At 44.7% G+C, this 20,684-nt stretch carries 22 protein-coding genes; 9 read left to right on the top strand and 13 right to left on the bottom strand.

The window, feature by feature from the left end:
• Nucleotides 1-49: 49 nt before the first annotated feature.
• From R7F07_RS02340 to R7F07_RS02305, 8 genes are all read right to left on the bottom strand, one after another.
• On the bottom strand, nucleotides 50-1,123 hold the full coding sequence (locus tag R7F07_RS02340; RefSeq protein WP_136976884.1) for a hypothetical protein: 1,074 nt from the start codon (nucleotides 1,121-1,123) through the stop codon (nucleotides 50-52).
• Nucleotides 1,120-2,232, bottom strand: coding sequence for an ATP-grasp domain-containing protein (locus R7F07_RS02335; protein ID WP_017636029.1), 1,113 nt, complete (start codon nucleotides 2,230-2,232; stop codon nucleotides 1,120-1,122). The genes R7F07_RS02340 and R7F07_RS02335 overlap by 4 nt, the downstream gene beginning before the upstream one ends.
• Complete coding sequence (locus R7F07_RS02330) at nucleotides 2,220-3,488, bottom strand: F390 synthetase-related protein (protein ID WP_171343216.1); 1,269 nt, start codon at nucleotides 3,486-3,488, stop codon at nucleotides 2,220-2,222. Before R7F07_RS02330 ends, R7F07_RS02335 begins: the two co-directional genes overlap by 13 nt.
• Complete coding sequence (locus R7F07_RS02325; protein ID WP_017636031.1) at nucleotides 3,476-4,339, bottom strand: MBL fold metallo-hydrolase; 864 nt, start codon at nucleotides 4,337-4,339, stop codon at nucleotides 3,476-3,478. The genes R7F07_RS02330 and R7F07_RS02325 overlap by 13 nt, the downstream gene beginning before the upstream one ends.
• A complete protein-coding gene (locus R7F07_RS02320; protein ID WP_017636032.1) occupies nucleotides 4,308-5,294 on the bottom strand; it encodes an NAD-dependent epimerase/dehydratase family protein in 987 nt (328 codons plus the stop codon). Before R7F07_RS02320 ends, R7F07_RS02325 begins: the two co-directional genes overlap by 32 nt.
• Nucleotides 5,291-6,280, bottom strand: a complete 990-nt coding sequence (locus R7F07_RS02315; RefSeq protein ID WP_017636033.1) for a ketoacyl-ACP synthase III — start codon at nucleotides 6,278-6,280, stop codon at nucleotides 5,291-5,293. The genes R7F07_RS02320 and R7F07_RS02315 overlap by 4 nt, the downstream gene beginning before the upstream one ends.
• A gap of 194 nt (nucleotides 6,281-6,474) precedes the next feature.
• Nucleotides 6,475-6,924 (bottom strand): YaiI/YqxD family protein, encoded by a 450-nt coding sequence (locus tag R7F07_RS02310; protein ID WP_005380310.1) that lies wholly within the window; start codon nucleotides 6,922-6,924, stop codon nucleotides 6,475-6,477.
• Nucleotides 6,921-7,214, bottom strand: coding sequence for a hypothetical protein (locus R7F07_RS02305; RefSeq protein WP_151515056.1), 294 nt, complete (start codon nucleotides 7,212-7,214; stop codon nucleotides 6,921-6,923). Before R7F07_RS02305 ends, R7F07_RS02310 begins: the two co-directional genes overlap by 4 nt.
• A gap of 932 nt (nucleotides 7,215-8,146) precedes the next feature.
• Between R7F07_RS02305 and R7F07_RS02300 the strand changes: the two genes are divergently transcribed.
• Nucleotides 8,147-8,632, top strand: coding sequence for a GNAT family N-acetyltransferase (locus R7F07_RS02300; protein ID WP_025768243.1), 486 nt, complete (start codon nucleotides 8,147-8,149; stop codon nucleotides 8,630-8,632).
• On the opposite strand, the gene R7F07_RS02295 is transcribed toward R7F07_RS02300, so the two are convergent.
• Together R7F07_RS02295 and R7F07_RS02290 are read right to left on the bottom strand one after the other, a co-directional pair.
• Nucleotides 8,592-8,891 (bottom strand): DUF3301 domain-containing protein, encoded by a 300-nt coding sequence (locus R7F07_RS02295; RefSeq protein WP_005380315.1) that lies wholly within the window; start codon nucleotides 8,889-8,891, stop codon nucleotides 8,592-8,594. The genes R7F07_RS02300 and R7F07_RS02295 overlap by 41 nt on opposite strands.
• 13 nt (nucleotides 8,892-8,904) lie before the next feature.
• Nucleotides 8,905-9,942, bottom strand: coding sequence for a DUF3549 family protein (locus R7F07_RS02290; protein ID WP_017636035.1), 1,038 nt, complete (start codon nucleotides 9,940-9,942; stop codon nucleotides 8,905-8,907).
• A gap of 76 nt (nucleotides 9,943-10,018) precedes the next feature.
• Here R7F07_RS02290 and R7F07_RS02285 point away from each other — a divergent pair, with 76 nt between their 5' ends.
• Both R7F07_RS02285 and truC read left to right on the top strand, forming a co-directional pair.
• A complete protein-coding gene (locus R7F07_RS02285) occupies nucleotides 10,019-10,333 on the top strand; it encodes a YqcC family protein (protein ID WP_005391784.1) in 315 nt (104 codons plus the stop codon).
• A 4-nt stretch (nucleotides 10,334-10,337) separates the two neighbouring features.
• The gene (gene truC / locus R7F07_RS02280; RefSeq protein WP_171343217.1) at nucleotides 10,338-11,108 is read left to right on the top strand and encodes a tRNA pseudouridine(65) synthase TruC; all 771 of its coding nucleotides are present in this window, start codon (nucleotides 10,338-10,340) and stop codon (nucleotides 11,106-11,108) included.
• 90 nt (nucleotides 11,109-11,198) lie between these two features.
• Here truC and R7F07_RS02275 read toward each other — a convergent pair whose 3' ends face one another.
• From R7F07_RS02275 to map, 3 genes are all read right to left on the bottom strand, one after another.
• Complete coding sequence (locus tag R7F07_RS02275; RefSeq protein WP_005380322.1) at nucleotides 11,199-11,582, bottom strand: DUF3461 family protein; 384 nt, start codon at nucleotides 11,580-11,582, stop codon at nucleotides 11,199-11,201.
• Nucleotides 11,583-11,724: 142 nt separating this feature from the next.
• Nucleotides 11,725-14,349 (bottom strand): bifunctional uridylyltransferase/uridylyl-removing protein GlnD, encoded by a 2,625-nt coding sequence (gene glnD, locus R7F07_RS02270; protein WP_017636037.1) that lies wholly within the window; start codon nucleotides 14,347-14,349, stop codon nucleotides 11,725-11,727.
• A gap of 108 nt (nucleotides 14,350-14,457) precedes the next feature.
• Nucleotides 14,458-15,336 (bottom strand): type I methionyl aminopeptidase, encoded by an 879-nt coding sequence (gene map, locus R7F07_RS02265; protein ID WP_005380326.1) that lies wholly within the window; start codon nucleotides 15,334-15,336, stop codon nucleotides 14,458-14,460.
• 384 nt (nucleotides 15,337-15,720) lie between these two features.
• Between map and rpsB the strand changes: the two genes are divergently transcribed.
• The 6 genes from rpsB (at nucleotide 15,721) to R7F07_RS02235 (ending at nucleotide 20,665) form a co-directional block, all read left to right on the top strand.
• Nucleotides 15,721-16,449, top strand: coding sequence for a 30S ribosomal protein S2 (gene rpsB / locus R7F07_RS02260; RefSeq protein ID WP_005380327.1), 729 nt, complete (start codon nucleotides 15,721-15,723; stop codon nucleotides 16,447-16,449).
• Nucleotides 16,450-16,581: 132 nt separating this feature from the next.
• Complete coding sequence (gene tsf, locus R7F07_RS02255; RefSeq protein ID WP_005380328.1) at nucleotides 16,582-17,427, top strand: translation elongation factor Ts; 846 nt, start codon at nucleotides 16,582-16,584, stop codon at nucleotides 17,425-17,427.
• Between the two features lie 147 nt (nucleotides 17,428-17,574).
• Entirely contained in the window at nucleotides 17,575-18,300 is a 726-nt protein-coding gene (pyrH, locus tag R7F07_RS02250) for a UMP kinase (protein WP_005380329.1), read from the top strand.
• A 100-nt stretch (nucleotides 18,301-18,400) separates the two neighbouring features.
• Nucleotides 18,401-18,958 carry a ribosome recycling factor gene (gene frr / locus R7F07_RS02245; protein WP_005380330.1) on the top strand — a complete coding sequence of 186 codons (558 nt, stop codon included), beginning with the start codon at nucleotides 18,401-18,403 and terminating at the stop codon, nucleotides 18,956-18,958.
• A gap of 96 nt (nucleotides 18,959-19,054) precedes the next feature.
• On the top strand, nucleotides 19,055-19,810 hold the full coding sequence (locus R7F07_RS02240) for an isoprenyl transferase (RefSeq protein ID WP_005380331.1): 756 nt from the start codon (nucleotides 19,055-19,057) through the stop codon (nucleotides 19,808-19,810).
• 12 nt (nucleotides 19,811-19,822) lie between these two features.
• Entirely contained in the window at nucleotides 19,823-20,665 is an 843-nt protein-coding gene (locus R7F07_RS02235) for a phosphatidate cytidylyltransferase (protein ID WP_005385351.1), read from the top strand.
• Nucleotides 20,666-20,684: the final 19 nt, after the last annotated feature.

The following is a 20,684-nucleotide window of genomic DNA, read 5'->3' as shown; positions in this document are numbered from 1 at the left end:
TTATCGATTGAGACTGTGTACGCAGGCTTACCTGATTATAGATGTCGGTTTATAGCTGAAAACGCATCAACAAAGGGCGATAAAAGTGCTGAGTGAGCCAGCACAAGCTTTTCCAAATTATGCGTTTGTACCAAGGTAAGTGCGCAATATAAACATAGCTAAATTCAATTTCTGGCCGGGCTTTTCTGTTGCGTTTAAAAGCCGGAGCGCCTGAGCTCATATTAAAGCGACGCTGGTATATCATTGCATGGCGGATGGTATAGGCCGATATTCGACGATACAATGCGAGGCGTTGTGGCTTATTGGTATCGTAGCCAAAAATTGGGCAAGTCATATCATTATCAATTTCTACAATGCCTAACGTAGCCAGCATCTCTTCTTGATAAAACAGTCCCACTAAATGTACTAATTTGTTCTGGCTCACCTGTTTTAAATATTGGGTTGAAAACTGGATGTTATTGAGGCTGTATTTATCAAGGTAAAGCATGTCATATAACTCTTTGGCACGCTGAAACTCTTCATCAGTGGTCAGTGGCCTAAACTGCCAATCTTTATCATTAAGCAGTTTGAAGTCTTTCGTTAAATCTCGGTTGAAGCTGAACGCTTGCCAATCATCAAGTAAATACACTTGTCGTGTTACCAAGCTTTGCCATTTTGGCTGCTTCAATCGCTGAATTAAGTGTGAATGCTGACGCTGGTTGAGGGAGCGAAGCACCAAGGGAAAGGTGGGGTATTGATCGAGTGCGACGCGACGCAGTTCATCGAGATTTAAGGCTGCCCATTGTTCGCTATACATATTGGTGGACAAGCACTGATTGTTGAGCGTTTGGACTTGATCCAATCCAGCCAATGATAAGATTGGTTTAGTCATATTAATAAGTAACTTACATACCCATCGAACAGCCACATTTTTGACTTTGTGAAGCTCTTCTTCGGCGTAGCCACTAAGTAGTGTCATAGGGGACACGGCATAACAGTTGTTTGGTATTTTTGGTGTTACGGAGTAGGGAATGGCAACATCATCGATATAGTAGCAACCAAAGCTTGCTGTGCATTCATCAATGGGATTCGACTGCATAAGAGTGATAAAGGTTTTATGCCATTCTTGAGAGGAAAGTGTCATGAGTTCAATGCCTCTCCATTCCACTCAATATCAACGGTAGAAGCGTTGCTCCACTTCGTCTTGTTCTGCCTAGCTAACCGGAGTAATTCAAACACACTCCGGATTTGGCTCCCTACCGGCAAGTTATGCTGTTGCATTACATTCACTCCAGACCACCAATCTTGCCAAGTTCGAGCCTTGAACAGGGATAACCCTCCTTCAGCGATGAGTGTTATTGGCCCTAAATGATGCAGTCGCTGTTTGGAAGGGGCAGTAAATGCCATATTAGGGAGCAGTTGACTGCATCTAGACGAGAGTAGGTGCAAACCACTGGTGGCTCTTGGGTTACATTCAATCACGTAGAGTTCATCTTGTGATTTGATGAAGTCAAACGACACTTGCCCATGATAAGTATGACGTTTACCAAAAGTTGCGATAAATCTATCTAGTCGTTCGCACGAGATCGGCTGAAAAGCACTGGCGGCCGAGCTGTTTACACAGTATTTCGGTACATAAGCTTGGTGTGCTTTAAGTTCACCATGTTCAAAAATGGCATAGTTACACACCGGAGTCCCTTGGATTTTTTGTTGCTGAACCCAAGGGAAAAGGGGCGATATCGTGGCGGCAGAAATAGACTGAGTCGTCACATCTCTTATGACTTGCCCGCCAAACCGAGAGTAAACGGGCTTTAGAACGGTCCTCTTATTAATTTCAATCTCACTTTTATCAGCGACCAAACGAGTTTTTGGAAGTGTGATTTCTGGCAAACCCTGAAGCTGTTCAAAGACGGTCAACTTGTTGTGCAGGGCATTGAGTAGTCCCACATTGGGCAGAAAAAAATCTACTTCTGGGCATTGTTTGGCAACATGAGCCAAGTAATAAACTTCTTCACAAGTGGGTATCACTATATCAATACGCATCTGAGTAATGATTTTTAGGATCTGCTGTTGATAGGTGGGAAACGCAAATCGAGGTGAAGCGGTGGGTATATAAGACTCGATACCTCGCAAAAACGATCCCAGAGGCTTTTTTAGCGAATCGGTGAGAATTACTTCATGCCCATGATGCATACACATGGTTGCCCACTCTAGTGCAACTGGTGCTCGGGCTCCGGTGATTAAGACCCGCATATGTTCACCACACGTCGTTGTTTATTCATTGGCGTCCAAATAGGCGCAGGGCGGTAACTAAATCTGACAGGATCAAGCCGCAATTGGTCAAACAACTTTATCAAGGCTTGGTGTATAACCCGATGGTGGTGAACATCCGCTTCAATTTGAATGGCTTGTGACCCTGTTTGGGTGATTCGGTAATCCACGCGACCTTTGGCAGATAGTGTTATAGCGCGGTAGATGAGATCTGGTAACACCGTAACTGGGACGTGGTTTGCGTTTAGCGTGAGGCGATCACCACATCGTCCGGCAATCGTGCCAAGAGGTTCAAATACGCCATTATCCTGTTTATTCTCAATAATATCGTCGAGCTGATAACGAATAATGGGCTGAGTTTTACGACGAAAATCGGTGATAATTGGGCTGTAATGAGTACGTTCGGTATTCAGCCAATGTTTTTCGATGTAAATAACATCCTGATTCCAGCGCATTTGTCCATGCTGATCAGTACATGCAAGAAAACCTTCGGTACATTGATAGACTTCATGGAGTTCGCTGTCGAACCGTTGAGAAATAAAGTGACGGTCACTCTCAGTTAGGACTTCTGCACCAGAAATGATCCGCTGTGGTTGAATTTCGGGTTGACCAAATTGACCGCTGAACTGGGCGCAGAGCTGAAGAGCTTGCGCACTACCAACTAAAAGCGTGGGTTGGAACTCATCTAGCTCTTTTATCCATTCTTGGTAAGGTTTAGTTAAATCCGCATAAAAGAATGTGACAGGGCCTTTCGCGACGGATTTATACAGTGGGCTGTTGGCGCGCAAGGCTAGCGCAATTCGGTGCTTTTGCCATAGGTTGGGCAACAGGCGAGCCAATATATTGCCAGCCCACAGTTGCGTTTCCTGTTTGTCAGCAAGAAACAACCCGCGTATGCCTGATGTGCCCGAAGAAAGCCCAACAGTAACATCGCCAACTTTCGAAGCGGCGAAGTTGCGTGACTGTTCTGCTTCGAGTGCTTGTTGCATTAGCTGTTCAGCATCTAAGCCTTTCGTATTCAACTCTGAAAGGTTCTCCATCATGGTTTGCTTATTCATGATAGGGAAATCACTGAGTGGTGCACCTTGAAGTGAGCGGTAATACGGTGAATGACGGCATACCCAATCCAAGTGTTGCGTTAAGTGTTGTTGCTGCCATGTTTCGACTTGTTCCCTTGAGCCGAAGGGGCGGTAGCGGGTTCGCCAGAATTCTGAGATAAGCGTTCTCACTTCATCCATCCTTCTTTGATTAGCTGCTGGATAGTTTCCTGACAATGTGAAGGCACGAAGCGAACAAAGTGGTGGGTTTGTTGGTAGCAACTTCTCAACTCGGAGAGGGTGTTTTTATAGGCTTTTGTATCATCGCAAAGCATGTTCGCCAGCCAATGTTGATCGATATTTTCACTCAAGCTCTCGATTAACCAGCATGCATCGGCGAGTAAGAACAGCCAACTTTGGTCTCTTTTAACTAGCAAGCCCACTTGACCCGCAGCATGGCCTGGCAAGCTAACCATATAAATGAATCCGTCGTCGAACATGTCTTTACAGAGCAAATTAACACCTTGGCACTGAGGAATAATTTGGCTGATTGGTACGGAAAAGTCACTATGAATGAATAAGTTAGATTCAAGTTGTGGAGGAAGTAGAGCTTTTAGGTATCCTTTTCTTACGCCTCCAATTCGACCACTCTTAGTAATTGCATCCACCCCTTTTTGTTGGCAATGCAATTGAGAGTGGGAAAACTCAGACACGGCAGCAATGTGATCAGCATGGAAGTGGGAGAGTACTAAGTGTTCAATATCATGAGGTTTGAGACTTTCTTTTGCTAACTGCGCAACAATTCCGTGTTCTTTGTTATAGCGACAAGGTGTTGTCCAAGCATAAAAACGTTCAGGGAAGGGACGAGTCGCGCTAAAAAAATGCTCGTGATATCCCGTGTCAAACAGGATGTTGCCTTGTGTTGGGTGCTGAATTAACGCAACGGCTGCCGGAAATGCTCTAGGCTTGATACCAGAACCTGGTTTGACAACAAAGCCTGGGTGTACGCAGTGTCCAACCTCAAAGATTTTTATTTTTAGACCAGTTTGCATACTGCTGTATTCCTTCTTGAATTGAAAAAAGCGGTTGGTAATTCAGTGTTTGTTTCGCCTTGCTGATATCCAGAGTTTGATGATAGTTAAACAATCCTGCGCTGTATGAGGTGAGCCTTGGTTCTGGCTGATGTGGTAAGTGCCTTCGTATTTGCTCACTGAGCTTTAATAATGGTGATACAACGCCATATGGTAATGATTGTAACGTTACTTTTAGGTTTAACCCCTCACATAAAGCTTGCAGAACAGTCTCAATTGGCATTGGTTCGTTGTTGGAAATGTTGAACACATCACCATGCTGAAGTCGGTCTGCCTGAGTGCAAGCGAGCATCGCTGCATGGGCAACGTTATCGACATAAGTCAGATCAACCACAGGATTTCTACCCGATGGCAGAAGCAGAGTGTTGTTTTTTATCGCCTTAAGCACTCTTGGGATAATAGCGCGATCATTGGGTCCAAAAATGCCACGCGGTCTTAAAATGATCGCTTTGCTTTGGCCTTTTACGGCTTCAATTTCCGATAGGTATTTTGTGTGTGCGTAATCATTACACCAGTATGAAGCTATGGCGTCGGTTTCTCGAATATTCCAACGGTCTTGATGGTCAAAGTAGACGCTGGTGGAGGAAATATGGATAAAACGCGAGATTTGATAGGTATTAGCCGCATTGACGAGGTTTTTGGTGGCATCTACATTGGCTTGATAAAACGCCTGCCACTTTCCCCATGGGCTTGAGAGAGCGGCACAATGGATGATTGCATCCATACCTTGGCATACCGCATGAACTGCTGAGTGGTCTCTTAAATCGACTATATGTGGGATAACATCGAATTGCTCGGCGAGTTGTTTAGCGATGACTGTATTTCGTGCTATAAAATGCAGTTCATGCTGCTGGTGAAACATTCTCAGAATTGCGCTACCCAACATCCCGCTGCCACCAGTGACCAATATCTTCATAGTTTTAGCACTCCCATCCCTAGCGACAACCCTGCGGCGGTGCCAGCTAATAACACATGTTTTCCTGCGGTTTCTGGCTGATTACGCAGCCAGTGTAAGTTAATTGGGAGTGAGGCGGCGACTTGGTTTCCCAAAGTCGAAAAGTGATTAACGGTTTTCTCTGTTGGTAGCCCGGTGAGTGAAGGCAGTTTTTTTAATCCATGCGCGCTGGCTTGATGAGGAAGAAAATAATCAATATCGCCGAGTGTTACCGGAGAGGCGTCAAACCCTTTTTTTAGAAACGCTGGTAAGGCTTTACGCACATGTTTAAAGAGTGCTTTGCCCTCCATCTCAAACTGGCAACTTTTTAAATAGGCTTGATGCTCGGAGGTATGCGGATTGATATGACTACCTCCGCCCTTAATTTGACAAAATGAATACCCGGTATGATGCGTTTCAAAGTGACTGGTGAGCAATCCATCATCGTCGTGTTCTTCGAGCAAAAATGCGGCGGCACCGTCCGCGAATAAGGTTGCAACTTCTGGTTTGAGCGTAAAATTTCGATTCAGTGTGATGCCAGTGGCGAGTTCGCTGGTGACAATAAGAATCCGACGGTACCGTTTTGCCAAGAATAGACTCTGAGCAAGATCAAGCGCAGAGAGAAAGGATAAACAGGTGCTGTTCAAATCAAAGCTTTCTAGCCATGTTGGAGCGTCTAACGCGGCGAGAACCGCTGAGGCGTCGTAGGGTAGAGACTGGTGGTGTGTGCCGCTAGCGTAGATAAGAAGATCAACGGAGCTTAAGGTATGTGTGTTTCCTAAACACTGCTCTATTGCCTGCATTGCCATGTAAATAGCGGTCTCTTTTGTATTGGCTACATGACGATATTCAACGTCGAATTTATTTCGGCAGGTCCCTGGCGCTAATTTTAGGAAGCGATCCATCTCTCGATCAGACCATTGATTCGTTGGCAGGTAGCTTCCACTGGAAACGATGTTAAAGCCCATTATTCTCTATACACTTATTAAAAACGTCGTTCAAAATAAACCACGTTGCATATTGAAGCTATGGCGAGCAAGATGAAAAATAAACAGAACAAAACAAATGGGAGTAAGAGCACGCTTTGGGTGCAATGCTGAGAATGAATTTTCAGGAATGAGCCAGGCTTTTATTTGCTGGCTCAATTTGAATAGAGTGAGGGTTACTTCTTAAATTTCGCCAAAATACGATCCAAATGGTTTGCAAATTCGCGTCGATCGGTTTGAGAAAGCGCGGCGGGTCCACCTGTCTGAATTCCGCTTGAACGCATGGTTTCCATAAAGTCGCGGATATTTAGGCGAGCTTTGATGGTGTCTTTTGTATAGAGCTCGCCACGAGAACTGAGGGCTTGAGCGCCTTTAGAGATAACCTCATCTGCAAGCGGAATATCTGACGTGATCACCAAATCGTTGGCTTCCACACGCTTGACGATTTCGTTGTCTGCGATGTCAAATCCCGCAGGGACTTGTAGCGAGTGGATGTTGTCTCTTTTCGGCACAGGGACAACGTGGTTAGCGACAAACGTACATTCAATCCCCGTACGCTCGGCGGCACGCACAATGGTTTCGCGAATAACTTTCGGACACGCGTCTGCATCTACCCATAACTTCATGATGACTTCTCACTGAGTTTCGCTTCTAACTCTTCAATACGAATGGCTAGCATTGTTACGGTGCGTTCTAGGGCTTCAAGACGATCATTATCGGTGTGGTGTTGTGCTGCGATTTCAACCTTGGGTACGCGTTGAGCACTCTTCCAACTTTTTATTGCGGTGATTAATGCTGGCATTGGAACTGGCGTTTTCAAGCGTGCTTTCACTAACGCTACGGTTGGCTCTTTTCCTTGTTGTTGCAACTGTTCCATTGCCGCTTCTAATTCTTTAGTAACGTCTTGAGTTAACATTTTTAATCCTTAACAACGATATATCTATCATCATACGTTGAGTGCGCTAATTTGGCGAATGGCATTTTGGAGAGTGTAGTGTGAGAGATCTCTTACATAGGTTGTGAGAGAAAACGATTTCGTAAGCGGAAAAAGAGAAGCTGAAGAGCTTAAGTTTCTGATAAATAATGATTTAACAACTTGTTAACCAATGTGAGAGCCAAATATTTATCTTGGATAGATTGTCTATTTTTGGAAAAGGCGTAAATTGAGAGTTGTCAGCAGGAAGCAGACATGGAACAGGAAAGCACCAAGGATTTGGTTATCGTCAGGAAGACGATTTGGTTGGTCAGGATGATTAATCAAGCATGGAGCGTAGGACATTGTAAGGATACGATCATCAATAGGATGTTTATGACTAAGGATAGACAATGGACCCCTCTAGGATTGAGGTTATGGACAGCATCAGGAAGATGCAAGGGACACCGCTCAAGGAACAAGTGACGTGTGCTAACGAGGAATGTTAGCAGTCAGGATGATAAGGACACCGCTAGGACGGCGACGTAAGGAATAAGCTGACGGAATCAGCCACTATTATGGATGATACATGGAGCACTTTTAGTAGCCGGACTGCTGCGAGTAAGACCATGACCCCGATACTTATGTGTCGGGGTCTTTCTTATATAAAAACGATATCCAGTGTTCTCATTGAATTAAGCATCTCGATGTTATTTGGGGATATCAATATCACAAAATATATAAATTCCTAATAACACTTAATAAAAAACAACTCAGATCAATATCCTTTCCAACCTGTTGGTTTAACTTTCGGCTTCTCTACAAGGTGTTATGCCCGCAATCATTGAGCATGTTCAGCTCATCGAGTTTGTGATCTGCGGATAGATTAAGTTTGTTGTAATCAAGGAACAGATGTGGCCATAGTAACCAGAAGAATGCTTCTTCTACCCTACAATGAGTCGTTGCAACTAGAATTCGTCATGCTGAATTGCTGTGCGAAAAACCGTGCTGAATTGAATGGTCCGTATACAGTTGCGTCTGCCAAACAGATGTTTGAGAAAATACTGGATGATGAGAACATTTATAGTATGGCAGTGCTAGAGAGCACCAGTCGTGACTATATGGGGCACGTGTTTATTGCTAATCTCGATTCCGAACCTGAATTAGGGTTTATTTTTGATAAATCATATTGGGGTAAAGGGTTAGCAACAGAAGCACTAAAAGCATTTTTCCCCAAAGCGTGCCGTGAGTTGGGCTTGAATAAGGTGAAAGCTAACGTGAATAGCAATCATCAGGCTTCTATGGCGGTACTGAAAAAGCTGGGATTTGTTAAAACAAAAGAAAGTAAGGATGTATATGGTCCTTACTTTGAAATGGAATTTACAAGCGATGCGGTGGTAGGTGAAAGTTCTGCGGCCTGAAACCGACCATGGTTAACTCTCCTTGGTAGCAATCGTCACCAAGAGATGAAAACTCAAATTGATACACCGTATGCCAACGCCAGACTCCGTCTGGCGTTTTTAGTTTATGGGCACCAAAGGCGATGCTGATTAATTGGAGATCCAATTGCTCACATTTACGCGTGATGGCCGCTTTTGCGAGTTCGGCTTGGCGACGCTGTTGCCAAAACAGGTAACAGAAAAAGCAGAGCCCTAAAATTGCTAAAAGATCACCAATCATTCCTGAACCTTTCTTAGCTTTTTGTTGCTTGTTGTAAGCTTACTAGCGCATTTGCTAGTTCCTCTGATGGGTTTGAATGCAGCAAAGGCAATAACACCATTCTTAACTCTGGCAGCATCACTAAATCGGCAAATAACTGATTAAATAGGGCTTGATTACCGGTTTGAGCTAAACGCAGCAAAAACTGTTCTGCTACCTTTTCATTGGCGAGTAAGTGCCAAGCGCGACCCGCCACACCAATCAATACCTCCTGATGGCTTAAACGAGGGCTATGCAATATCGCATCTAATACTGGAGAGGCGACTTCTGTTGGCGCACCAGCAAGGGCTCGGATAAGTGCTGAAAGTAGGAAGAGATCAGGTTCGCTACTTGCGATTTCTTGCTGTGCCTTTTCCGCGATACGTTCTGCTAAACGCTCTTGAAGCTCTACATGCTCAAGCGCACCTAATAGGGCATAAAGTGGCTCATTTGGTAGGTGGTTCAACGCTTTGCGTATCATTACCCCGTTTTGCTCTTTGTCCAAACGAGCGGCCATGTCGGTGATCCCTTGCAGACCTACGGTTTGCCAATTATCCCAGCCTAAACCACCTGAAAAGTAATGCTGAGTGTGCTCATAATATTGGCTGGTAGGAAGATCGAGGTTCGCGCGGACCTGGCTATGAAACACGGCCATTTTGTCTTCGGAAGGTTTGAACGTATATGGGTTATTAGACAGCTTTTGCTGTTGCTCTTCAGAGATATCACCATTGAGGCGTGTTCCCATGGCTTCCACTACGTATTTAATGAAATTGCCGATATCTGATTGCTTTAACAAACCGCGCTCGTCCAATTCAAACTTTAGAAACCAAATCCAAGGTTGCTTTTGTTCATTCCAGTACGCGATGGCAAGGTGTGCTTTACGCTGCATTGGGAATGGGTACGGTGCTTGACCTTTTTCTACATCGGCAAACTCTTTCTTAGCGATGGTTTTGATACGACGACCAAGATCGAAGATTTGATAATCACAGCGGCTGTTGTTCAACAGTTGAGTGAGGGTTTGAATGTTTTCCATTAAATACGACGTCCTAACGTTCTTTTCACAAGAAATGGTATCATTCTCGGCTAATTCAAGGTTCGAGATAGAATTAATGGTAACAAATACTCAATTGGTCGACTTACTTCACCAACTTGAAACGCAGCTTAAAGAACATAAGTTGTGGCAACACACTAGGCCTTCAGAGCAAGCCTTACAAAGCGTGGAGCCATTTGCGATTGATACATTGCATCCTCATGAGTGGTTGCAGTGGATCTTTATAGACAGAATGCACGTGCTAGTGGAAAACAACCAACCATTGCCAAGAGGGTTTTCTCTCGAGCCCTATTTTTCAGAAGCGTGGAAGCAGGAACCGCAGTTCGCAGAGCTGCTTGTTACAATCCGAACCATTGACGAACTGTGTAAGTAAACGAATGCTAGAACAAGAAATAGCGCGATCTTCAGAACCAGTTGAGCTGGAGATCGTTTATCAGGATGAATATTTTGTAGCGGTCAACAAGCCTGCCGGCATGTTAGTGCATCGCAGTTGGTTAGATAAACACGAAACTCAATTTGTCATGCAAACTTTGCGCGACCAAATTGGTCAGCATGTGTTCCCATTGCATCGTCTGGATCGTCCAACATCTGGTGTGCTCGTGTTTGCTTTGTCGAGTGAAGTCGCATCACAAGTCATGCCGATGTTTGCTGAACATAAAATGGAAAAGACATACCACGCGATAGTACGCGGTTGGATTGAGGAAGAGGGCGTCTTGGATTACGCACTCAAAGTGGAGTTAGACAAGATTGCTGATAAGTTCGCTTCACAAGAAAAAGAAGCGCAAGAAGCGGTGACGGAATATAAGCCGTTGGCTAAAGTGGAGGTTCCCTATTCGACGGGTAAATTTCCTACAACGCGTTATTGCTTAGTTGAGATGAAACCTAAAACGGGGCGTAAGCACCAACTTCGTCGTCATATGGCACATCTACGCCATCCGATCGTGGGTGATACAACGCACGGGGATGGAAAGCACAACAAGCTGTATCGCACAGAGTTTGATTCTCATCGTTTGCTACTGCATGCTTCAGAGTTACGGTTTGTCCATCCATTTACCGATCAAGAGATTGTCATGACGGCCAATCTTGATGAAACTTGGCAGCAATTGTTTACTCGATTTGAGTGGGATGAATCGATGATTAACCGATAATCGGTGCAGTTAGATCTAGATAATGATTGGGTACAAATAAAAAGGGTTAGCATCAATGCTAACCCTTTTTAATATTTAAGACTTAACGTTTTACTTTAGTTTTTCAAGATCCGCTTCGATCTCTGCGATCTTGCTCGAAACGACTTTTTCTAAATGACGAAGGTCTGAAAGAATTTTCTCTTTTACATCAACCTCAGGTTGTTTCGTTGGCTTAGTGATTTTATTCAGTTCATCAATGACTAATGTGAGGTTACGGTTGATTTCCGTTACTTCTTTATATTTGTGACTGCCACTGTCCACAAGAACATTTTTGATTTGGCGCGGGTATTTGAATTTAACGCTTTTAGCGAACAGTTCGCCTTTTTGCTTGTGGAAATAGATCTTGAGTACGTCTTTGTGTGCTTCTTGGCGTAGGGAATAACGTTCAATCTGCTTAGGGTCGTGAATACCCAAACCAGTGAGGTGGGGATACATAGGCTACCTCTATTACATCGAATTGATATTGATATAACTGTAGCAGCCTATGTATGAGCTAGATAGCTGATATTTAGCCAAAATGCTTAACTTGTGGGCAAGATCGCTCTCGCCCTGAACCGAAAAGATTGGCAGGTTTGATCTAAGCTGCGACCTCATCAGATAACTTTTCGATCAATCTCTCTCTTAGCTCATCCTGTTGTTCTTCACTTAATCTTCCCCCTGCATCACTGGTTAAAATAAACAAGTCTTCTGCTCGCTCACCAATGGTGGTGATTTTTGCACCATGAAGGTTGATATTTAAATCAGCAAACGTACGGCCTACTTTGGCCAACAGCCCTGGTGTGTCTAGCGCGACAAACTCCATTAAAGTGTGTTTTTTACCTTTGGTTGGTAAGAAGTCGACTTTGGTTTTCACGTTAAAGTGCTGAAGTTTGTTCGGAGTACGGCGCGTTTTAATCTTGGTTGGTCGGCCTGCCTCCAGTACATGAGTGAGGTGTTTAATCACCGCGGCGTGACGAGACTCATCGATCGCTTCGCCATGTTGATCGAGTACCATAAAGGTATCAATCACGTGCCCATCTTTGCTGGTCATGATTTGCGCGTCGTGTACATTAAAATTACGCCTATCTAACTCCGCCACGACTGTCGCAAATAAAGCAGGCTGGTCTTTCGTATATACAAACACCTCAGTGCCGCCACGAGTGGCTTTTTTACTGATCAACACCAAAGGCTTAGTCGGATCTTCCATGCGAAGTAAGTGTTCGCAGTGCCACGCGATTTGCGTATGGGTATGACGAAGGAAGTAGTCAGCTTTGAAGCGTTGCCACAATACTTCAATTTCGCGCGCGGCAAACCCCTCTTTGCGCAGCATTGCGGAGGCCATTTGTTGATTGTGGCGAATTCGCTCACGCACATCGACAGGGTTCTCTAGGCCTCTACGTAAAGCACGTTGTGTGGAGTAATACAGCTCCGCAAGTAAAGTTCGTTTCCAAGCATTCCAAAGTTCTGGGTTGGTTGCACAAATATCTGCAACTGTCAGGCATACAAGATAATCGAGAGATTCTTCGTCTCTGACTTTTTTGGCAAACTCGGTAATGACATCAGGATCATAAATATCTCGGCGCTGTGCGGTGACAGACATTAATAGGTGATGTCTTACCAACCAAGCGACAAGTTTCGCTTCGGGCTTCGATAAACCATGCTCAATGCAGAAGTCGTACGCTTCTCCTTCACCGATAATCGAGTGATCGCCGCCACGACCTTTCCCGATATCGTGGAAAATAGCGGCAATAATCAGCAGCTCTTTCTTTTGCATCCGAGGGTAGACGTCACAGCAAATAGGGTGCTTCGCATGATTTTCTGGGTCACTAAAAGTGTTGATGTGTTTAAGTAAGCGAATACTGTGTTCATCAACGGTGTAGGCATGGAATAAGTCAAACTGCATTTGACCAACAATCTGACTCCATTGCGGTAAATAGGCCGCCATAACCCCTAATCGGTGCATGAGGCTGAATGCTTTGTGAAGAGCATTAGGGTGACGACATAACGCCATGAACTTTTCACGCGCAGCAGGAATGGTGTGCAAAAACTTGTTGAGCCGACGCCGAGCGGTGCGCAGTTGACGCAGCGTTGGTGGGCTCACCCCTTCAATAGTTGAGTCGTTAGCAATATGTAAGAACATATCCAGAATAGTTTCTGGGCGAGCTTGGAACAATGCGGGTTTCCGCGCTTCAATTAAAGAACCGCGACGTTGAAAGTCCGTATCGAGAATCTCGGCACTTTCTGTCGCCCCACCATTAATGATCGCTTGGTCAAAGAGTTTGAGTAGCATTTTATTGAGCTCTGCCACACGACGAAGCGTGCGGTAGAACTCTTTCATCATCATTTCTACGCCTCGGTTGCCTTCTCCGACGTAGCCTAGATTTTCCGCAACTTGTGCTTGATGAGCAAAGGTCAAGCGGTTGTCATAGCGGCGAAGCTCCATGTGCAGAGCGAAACGTACTCGCCAAAGGAAGTCCTGACATTCAACCAATTCTCGGTATTCTGCGTCAGTTAAAAATCCGTATCGGCTCATTTCCAACAATGAAGTAGCACCAAAGTGACGTCGAGCGACCCAGCTTAATGTATGAATATCGCGCAGCCCGCCAGGGGTTGATTTAATGTCCGGTTCTAAGTTGTAGGTCGTGTCGTGGTAACGTGCATGGCGTTCGCGCTGCTCTTGAATTTTAGCGCGGTAAAACGTCTCACTTGGCCAGAAGGAGTCTGATAACACGACTTTCTTCAGTGCCTGAAAGGTGTCCTCGCTTCCACACAGCAGTCGCGCTTCTTGCAGGTTTGTCGCGACCGTTAGATCGGCTTTACCAATTTCAGCACATTCAGTAACGGTGCGAACAGCGTGTCCGACCTCGAGTTTTAAATCCCACAACAGCGTAATGAATTCGCTGATTTTTGCTTCTAACGCGGTTGGCAGTTTATTGTTCGACAGAATCAAAATATCGATATCGGAGAGCGGATGCAGCTCGCCTCGTCCGTAGCCACCAACGGCAACTAGGGAAATGTTGTAAATATCCTTGAAACCAAAATGTTGCCACAAACGATTGAGAAGCAGATCCATATATTCAGCTCTGGCTAAAACCAAGCTTGTTACCGGATGATGATTGAGAAACTCTTGGTTTTGATTAGAGCTAAACTTCTCTAATTCTTGTTTGAGTTCACCGATATTGATTTGTTCATCGGAAAAGGTAAGAGGGGACTGAAGTGTCATATTTGCCATCCGTGCAAGCTAATCTAATAACAATCTAACAAATTTGCGGCAGATAAAAAATATCCCCGCCGAAGCAGGGATATAGTAAACAACGAGTGGTTGTCAGCTTTACGCGTTTTTCATTAGGCGAGGAATCGTATCGTCGCTACGAAGCGTCAGTACTTCACAACCTTCTTTTGTTACTACAATGGTATGTTCCCATTGCGCAGAGTTCTTGCCGTCGCCCGTGTAAACAGTCCAGTCATCTTGTGCATCAACAGAGCAACCAAATTTACCTGCGTTAATCATCGGCTCAATAGTAAAGCACATGCCTTCTTTTAATACGCGGCGGTCTTTGTTCTTGTAATGAACCACTTGTGGTTCTTCATGGAACTCATCGCCGATACCGTGACCACAGAAGTCTTTCACAATAGAAAACTTGTTGCGAGGATTGTTCTTGTTGTTCTCTTTGATGTACTTCTCGATAGCTGTACCGATGTCGCCAACTGTTGAACCTGGCTTAACGGTACGCATACCAACGTACAGTGCTTCTTGAGCTACCATGCACAGACGTTTGTTTGCAGGCGAAACATCACCGACTAGGAACATCTTAGAAGTGTCACCATGGTAACCCTGAGGACGCACGCTCAGATCGGCATTCTCATCATTTGGAACGATTACGGTAATATCAACGTTTAAGATGTCACCATCTTTTAGTACCGCCGGCTTCATTTGGCCGTTGCTACCGATTTCGTCTTTTTCCGCTGGAATACCGTGGCATACGATATGGTTGATTGAAGTACAGATCGACTTAGGGAAACCATGGTAATCAAGCGGAGCAGAGTATGCGCCTTTTTCTAGAGCGTACTCATGACAGATTTTGTTTAACTCTTCTGTCGTCACACCAACTTTGATGTGTGGTTCGATCATTTCTAGAATCTCTGCGGCTAGCTTGCCCGCAATGCGCATGCGTTCTATTTCTTCAGCAGTTTTAATCTTGATTGACATTGGCTTTCTCTACTTATTCCTAAGCACGTAAACGTGCGAATGGCCGCATTCTATCAGACATCGGGGCGTTAACCCAAGTTAGATAGGAATATGCATCATTCTTAATTCGATCATATGTTTAAAGTTTTGCTTATAAATAGGAGAAAGTGGCTCGGTGAAGAAATAATTTTTACTAGCCACAGTGAGCTAAAATATGGTATAAAGCGCGCCGGAATAGAGGACTGTTCTCTTCGTTTAGCAAAGTTAAGCGGCGAAGCAAGCTTCATCCGAATAACCTTTTATCTTTAAATCACACACATTCCGTCACATATTCCGGGGTGCTGAGCAGAAGCTTGGTCGGAGTTATGGGGAATGTGGAGGCCTAACCCCATAGAGGATTTTAAAATGGCAACTGTATCAATGCGCGATATGCTAAAAGCTGGTGTTCACTTCGGTCACCAGACTCGTTACTGGAACCCAAAAATGAAGCCATTCATCTTTGGCGCTCGTAACAAAGTTCATATCATCAACCTAGAAAAAACTGTACCAATGTTCAACGACGCTCTAGCTGAACTAGCTAAAGTTGGCGAGAAGAAAGGTAAGGTTCTATTCGTAGGTACTAAGCGCGCTGCATCTGAAGCTGTTAAAGAAGCTGCAATCGCAAGCAACCAGTTTTACGTAAACAACCGCTGGTTAGGCGGTATGCTTACAAACTACAAAACAGTTCGTCAGTCTATCAAGCGTCTAAAAGAACTAGAGACTCAATCTCAAGACGGTACTTTTGACAAACTAACTAAGAAAGAAGCTCTAATGCGTACTCGCGAAATGGAGAAGCTAGAGAAATCTCTTGGTGGTATCAAAGACATGGGCGGCCTACCAGACGCTCTATTCGTAATCGACGCTGATCACGAACACATTGCAATTAAAGAAGCTAACAACCTAGGCATTCCAGTATACGCTGTGGTAGATACTAACTCTAACCCAGACGGCGTTGACTACGTAATCCCAGGTAACGACGACGCGATCCGCGCTGTACAGCTATACCTGAACGCTGCTGCTTCAGCAGTATCTGAAGGTCGTAACAAAGACGTAGCTGCAGTTGCTGAAAAAGACGGTTTCGTAGAAGCTGAATAATAGCGGCTCTGTGTCACACTTGGTCTATGTGAAACCTTTGTGTAGCATAAACTAAGTTATAGTTAGCAATGGGGGCCGACAATGTTAGGCCCCTGTTTTTTACCTTATTTCGAATCAAACGAGGAAGACAGAATGGCAACTGTAACTGCTGCTCTAGTTAAAGAACTTCGCGAGCGTACTGGCGCTGGCATGATGGAATGTAAGAAAGCGCTTGTAGAAGCAAACGCTGACATCGAACTAGCAATTGAAAACATGCGTAAATCTGGCGCAGCGAAAGCAGCTAAGAAAGCTGGTAACGTTGCAGCTGAAGGCGCAATCATCATCAAAGAAGAAAACGGCGTTGCTGTTCTTCTTGAAGTTAACTGCCAAACTGACTTCGTTGCTAAAGACGGTAACTTCACTGCATTCGCAGAAGAAGTTGCAGCTGCAGCTCTAGCTTCAAAAGCTTCTGTTGAAGAACTACAAGCACAATTCGAAGACGCACGTGTAGCTCTAGTAGCTAAAATCGGTGAAAACATCACTATCCGTCGCGTAGAATACGTTCAAGGCACTGCAATCGCTTCTTACCGTCACGGTGAGAAAATCGGTGTTGTTGTTGCTGGTGAAGGCGACGCAGAAACTCTTAAGCACGTTGCAATGCACGTTGCTGCTTCTAAGCCAGAGTTCGTTAACCCAGAAGACGTACCAGCTGACGTAGTAGAAAAAGAGAAAGCGGTTCAAGTTGAAATCGCAATGAACGAAGGCAAGCCTGCTGAAATCGCTGAGAAGATGGTTGTTGGCCGCATGAAGAAATTCACTGGCGAGATCTCTCTAACAGGTCAAGCTTTCATCATGGAGCCTAAGAAAACTGTAGGCGAAATGCTGAAAGAAAAAGGCGCTTCAGTTTCTACGTTCGTTCGCCTAGAAGTAGGTGAAGGTATCGAGAAGAAAGAAGAAATGAGCTTCGCTGAAGAAGTTGCAGCAGCTCAAAAAGGTTAATCCTTAGAGACTGTATAAAGATTAGACCGTAGCCAAGGCTGCGGTCTTTTTATGAGCAGTGAACGATTAGCCGTGATGAATAGCCATAACTGAAGTTGTGTCTATTCATGACTGTTAATCAACAACTCTCTTTGGAAGGTAAACTCCATGACTACGAACCCTAAACCAGCGTATCAACGTATTCTATTAAAACTGAGTGGTGAAGCTCTTCAAGGTGAAGACGGTTTTGGTATTGATCCTGCGGTCCTTGATCGTATGGCACAAGAAGTTAAAGAACTGGTTGAACTGGGTGTTCAGGTTGGTGTAGTTATCGGTGGCGGTAACTTGTTCCGTGGTGCAGGCCTAGCTGAAGCTGGTATGAACCGCGTAGTTGGTGACCACATGGGTATGCTTGCTACAGTAATGAATGGCCTAGCGATGCGTGATGCTCTTCACCGTGCATACGTAAATGCGCGCGTTATGTCTGCAATCCCTCTAAAAGGCGTATGTGACGACTATAATTGGGCTGATGCGATCCGTGAGCTTCGCCAAGGCCGAGTTGTCATCTTCTCTGCTGGTACTGGTAACCCGTTCTTTACAACGGATTCTGCTGCTTGTTTACGTGGTATCGAAATTGAAGCGGATGTTGTACTAAAAGCGACGAAAGTTGATGGTGTATTTACTGCTGACCCTGTAGCAAACCCAGACGCAGAGCTGTATGATAAGCTATCTTATGCAGAAGTTCTGGATAAAGAGCTGAAAGTTATGGACTTGGCGGCGTTTACGCTAGCTCGTGACCACAAAATGCCAATCCGCGTATTTAATATGAACAAGCCAGGCGCACTACGTCGCGTGGTTATGGGCGAAGCAGAAGGCACGCTCATCAACGAATAAGCTTGGCTTAAGGTGCCACTCCAAAGCGTTAGGGTGGTGCTTGCTTTGCTCAACCGTTTTAGGCTTTCTTCAGGAAAGATGACATTTTTAAGGTGAAACTGTGATTAACGAAATCAAAAAAGACGCGCAAGAGCGCATGGATAAAAGCGTTGAAGCGCTTAAGAACAACCTTTCTAAAATTCGTACAGGTCGTGCACACCCAAGCCTACTATCTGGTATTTCTGTAGAATACTACGGTGCAGCAACACCTCTAAACCAAGTAGCAAACGTTATTGCTGAAGATGCGCGTACACTTGCAATCACGGTTTTTGATAAAGAGCTGACGCCGAAAGTAGAAAAAGCGATCATGACGTCTGACCTTGGTCTAAACCCTATGTCAGCTGGCACTATCATCCGCGTTCCACTTCCACCGCTAACGGAAGAGCGTCGTAAAGACCTAGTTAAGATCGTTCGTGGTGAAGCTGAAGGTGGTCGTGTTGCTGTTCGTAACATCCGTCGTGACGCAAACAACGATCTTAAAGCGCTTCTAAAAGATAAAGAAATCTCTGAAGATGAAGACCGTAAAGCACAAGACGAAATTCAAAAGCTAACTGACGTTGCAGTTAAGAAGATCGATGAAGTTCTTGCTGCAAAAGAAAAAGAGTTGATGGAAGTTTAATACTCCCACACACATCACTGTTGGAAAACGCTGTGCTCACAGCTCAGCGTTTTTTTATGTTAGTCTATCCAACTGATGGAACTCAATTAACTCCCTATGCAAAATTCTCAAGCCTTCTCTGATTCCCTTCCTAAGCATATTGCCATCATTATGGACGGTAATGGCCGTTGGGCTAAGTCCAAAGGAAAACCTCGCGTATTTGGTCATAAAAAAGGCGTTAGTGCCGTTCGTAAGACCGTGGCTGCTGCTTCAAAACTAGGCATTAGAGCCATGACGCTGTTTGCTTTTAGTAGTGAAAACTGGCGTCGTCCGGAGGAAGAAGTGGGTCTTTTGATGGAACTGTTTATCACGGTCCTGTCTAGTGAAGTAAAAAAACTACACAAAAATAACTTACGGTTGCGCGTGATCGGTGATACCAGTCGATTTAGTGAGCGTCTACAAAAGAAAATTGTAGAAGCAGAAAACCTAACGGCAGATAACACGGGTATGGTGATCAACATTGCAGCCAACTATGGCGGTAAATGGGACATCACAGAAGCTGCTAAAACGTTAGCGCTAAAAGCACGTAACGGTGAAATTCGTGTAGAGGATATCAATGAGCAGCTAATCACTGAGCATTTGACCATGGCAGACCTACCGGAAGTGGATCTTTTAATTCGCACCAGTGGAGAGTGCCGCATCAGCAACTTTATGTTGTGGCAAATGGCTTATGCAGAAATGTACTTTACACCAGAGTACTGGCCAGAATTCGATGAAGACAGTTTGGTAGAAGCTGTGACTTGGTTTATCAACCGAGAACGTCGTTTTGGCTGTACAGGTGAACAAATAAAGGCATTGATGGCAGCTCAATAAGGACTAGTTAGTTTGAAACAGAGAATAATAACAGCACTAATTTTAGCTCCCCTGGTTATTTTAGGCATTTTTAAATTACCGCTAATGGGCTTTATTGCCGCTTTAACTGCAATAACGCTATTAGGTTTTTGGGAGTGGACTCAGTTTACAGGAAGCAACTCTCGCATTGCTGCCCTTGTGCCGGCAATCATTATTACCGGACTTAGTTTTCTATACATCTCGCCTGATGCATATAGCCTCAATCACTTAACGACACCTCATTATGTCGTCTTGGGTATTGGTTTTGTTTGGTGGATTATTGCTAGCTTAATGGCGATTACTTACCCCAAAACGACGAAATCTTGGCAAAGTAATTTTGTTTTACGTCATGTATTTGGTTTTCTGACATTAATCCCATTCCTTTGGAGTGTGATTATTCTCAGAGCGTATGACATCACTGTAGATCCATACCACGGCGCAAAGCTTGTGTTGTACGTTTGTTTCTTGGTATGGGCTGCAGATAGCGGCGCCTACTTTGCAGGCAAAAGCTTAGGCAAACGTAAGATGGCTCCTCATGTAAGCCCCAATAAAACTATTGAAGGGCTAATTGGTGGCATTATCACGGCATTAATCGTAGCGTGGGCATTTGCTGATTGGTTCGACATCCAGTTCACTAGCCCTGTCCATATGGTGCTGATTACGCTAGTGACTGTCGTTATTTCAGTGCTTGGTGATCTGGTTGAAAGTATGTTCAAACGTGTCTCAGGCATTAAAGACAGCAGTAACATTATCCCAGGGCACGGTGGTGTGCTAGATCGTATCGACAGCCTAACCGCAGCATTCCCAGTTTTTGCTCTTCTTTACTACGTATTCTAATTTATCAGGAGCGGCGTCG

The sequence above is a fragment of the Vibrio sp. YT-16 genome (genome assembly GCF_033337405.1).
Classification (GTDB): Bacteria; Pseudomonadota; Gammaproteobacteria; order Enterobacterales; family Vibrionaceae; genus Vibrio; species Vibrio alginolyticus.
The sequence above is the reverse complement of the archived record's forward strand: the minus strand, read 5'-3'. Positions and strand labels throughout refer to the sequence as shown.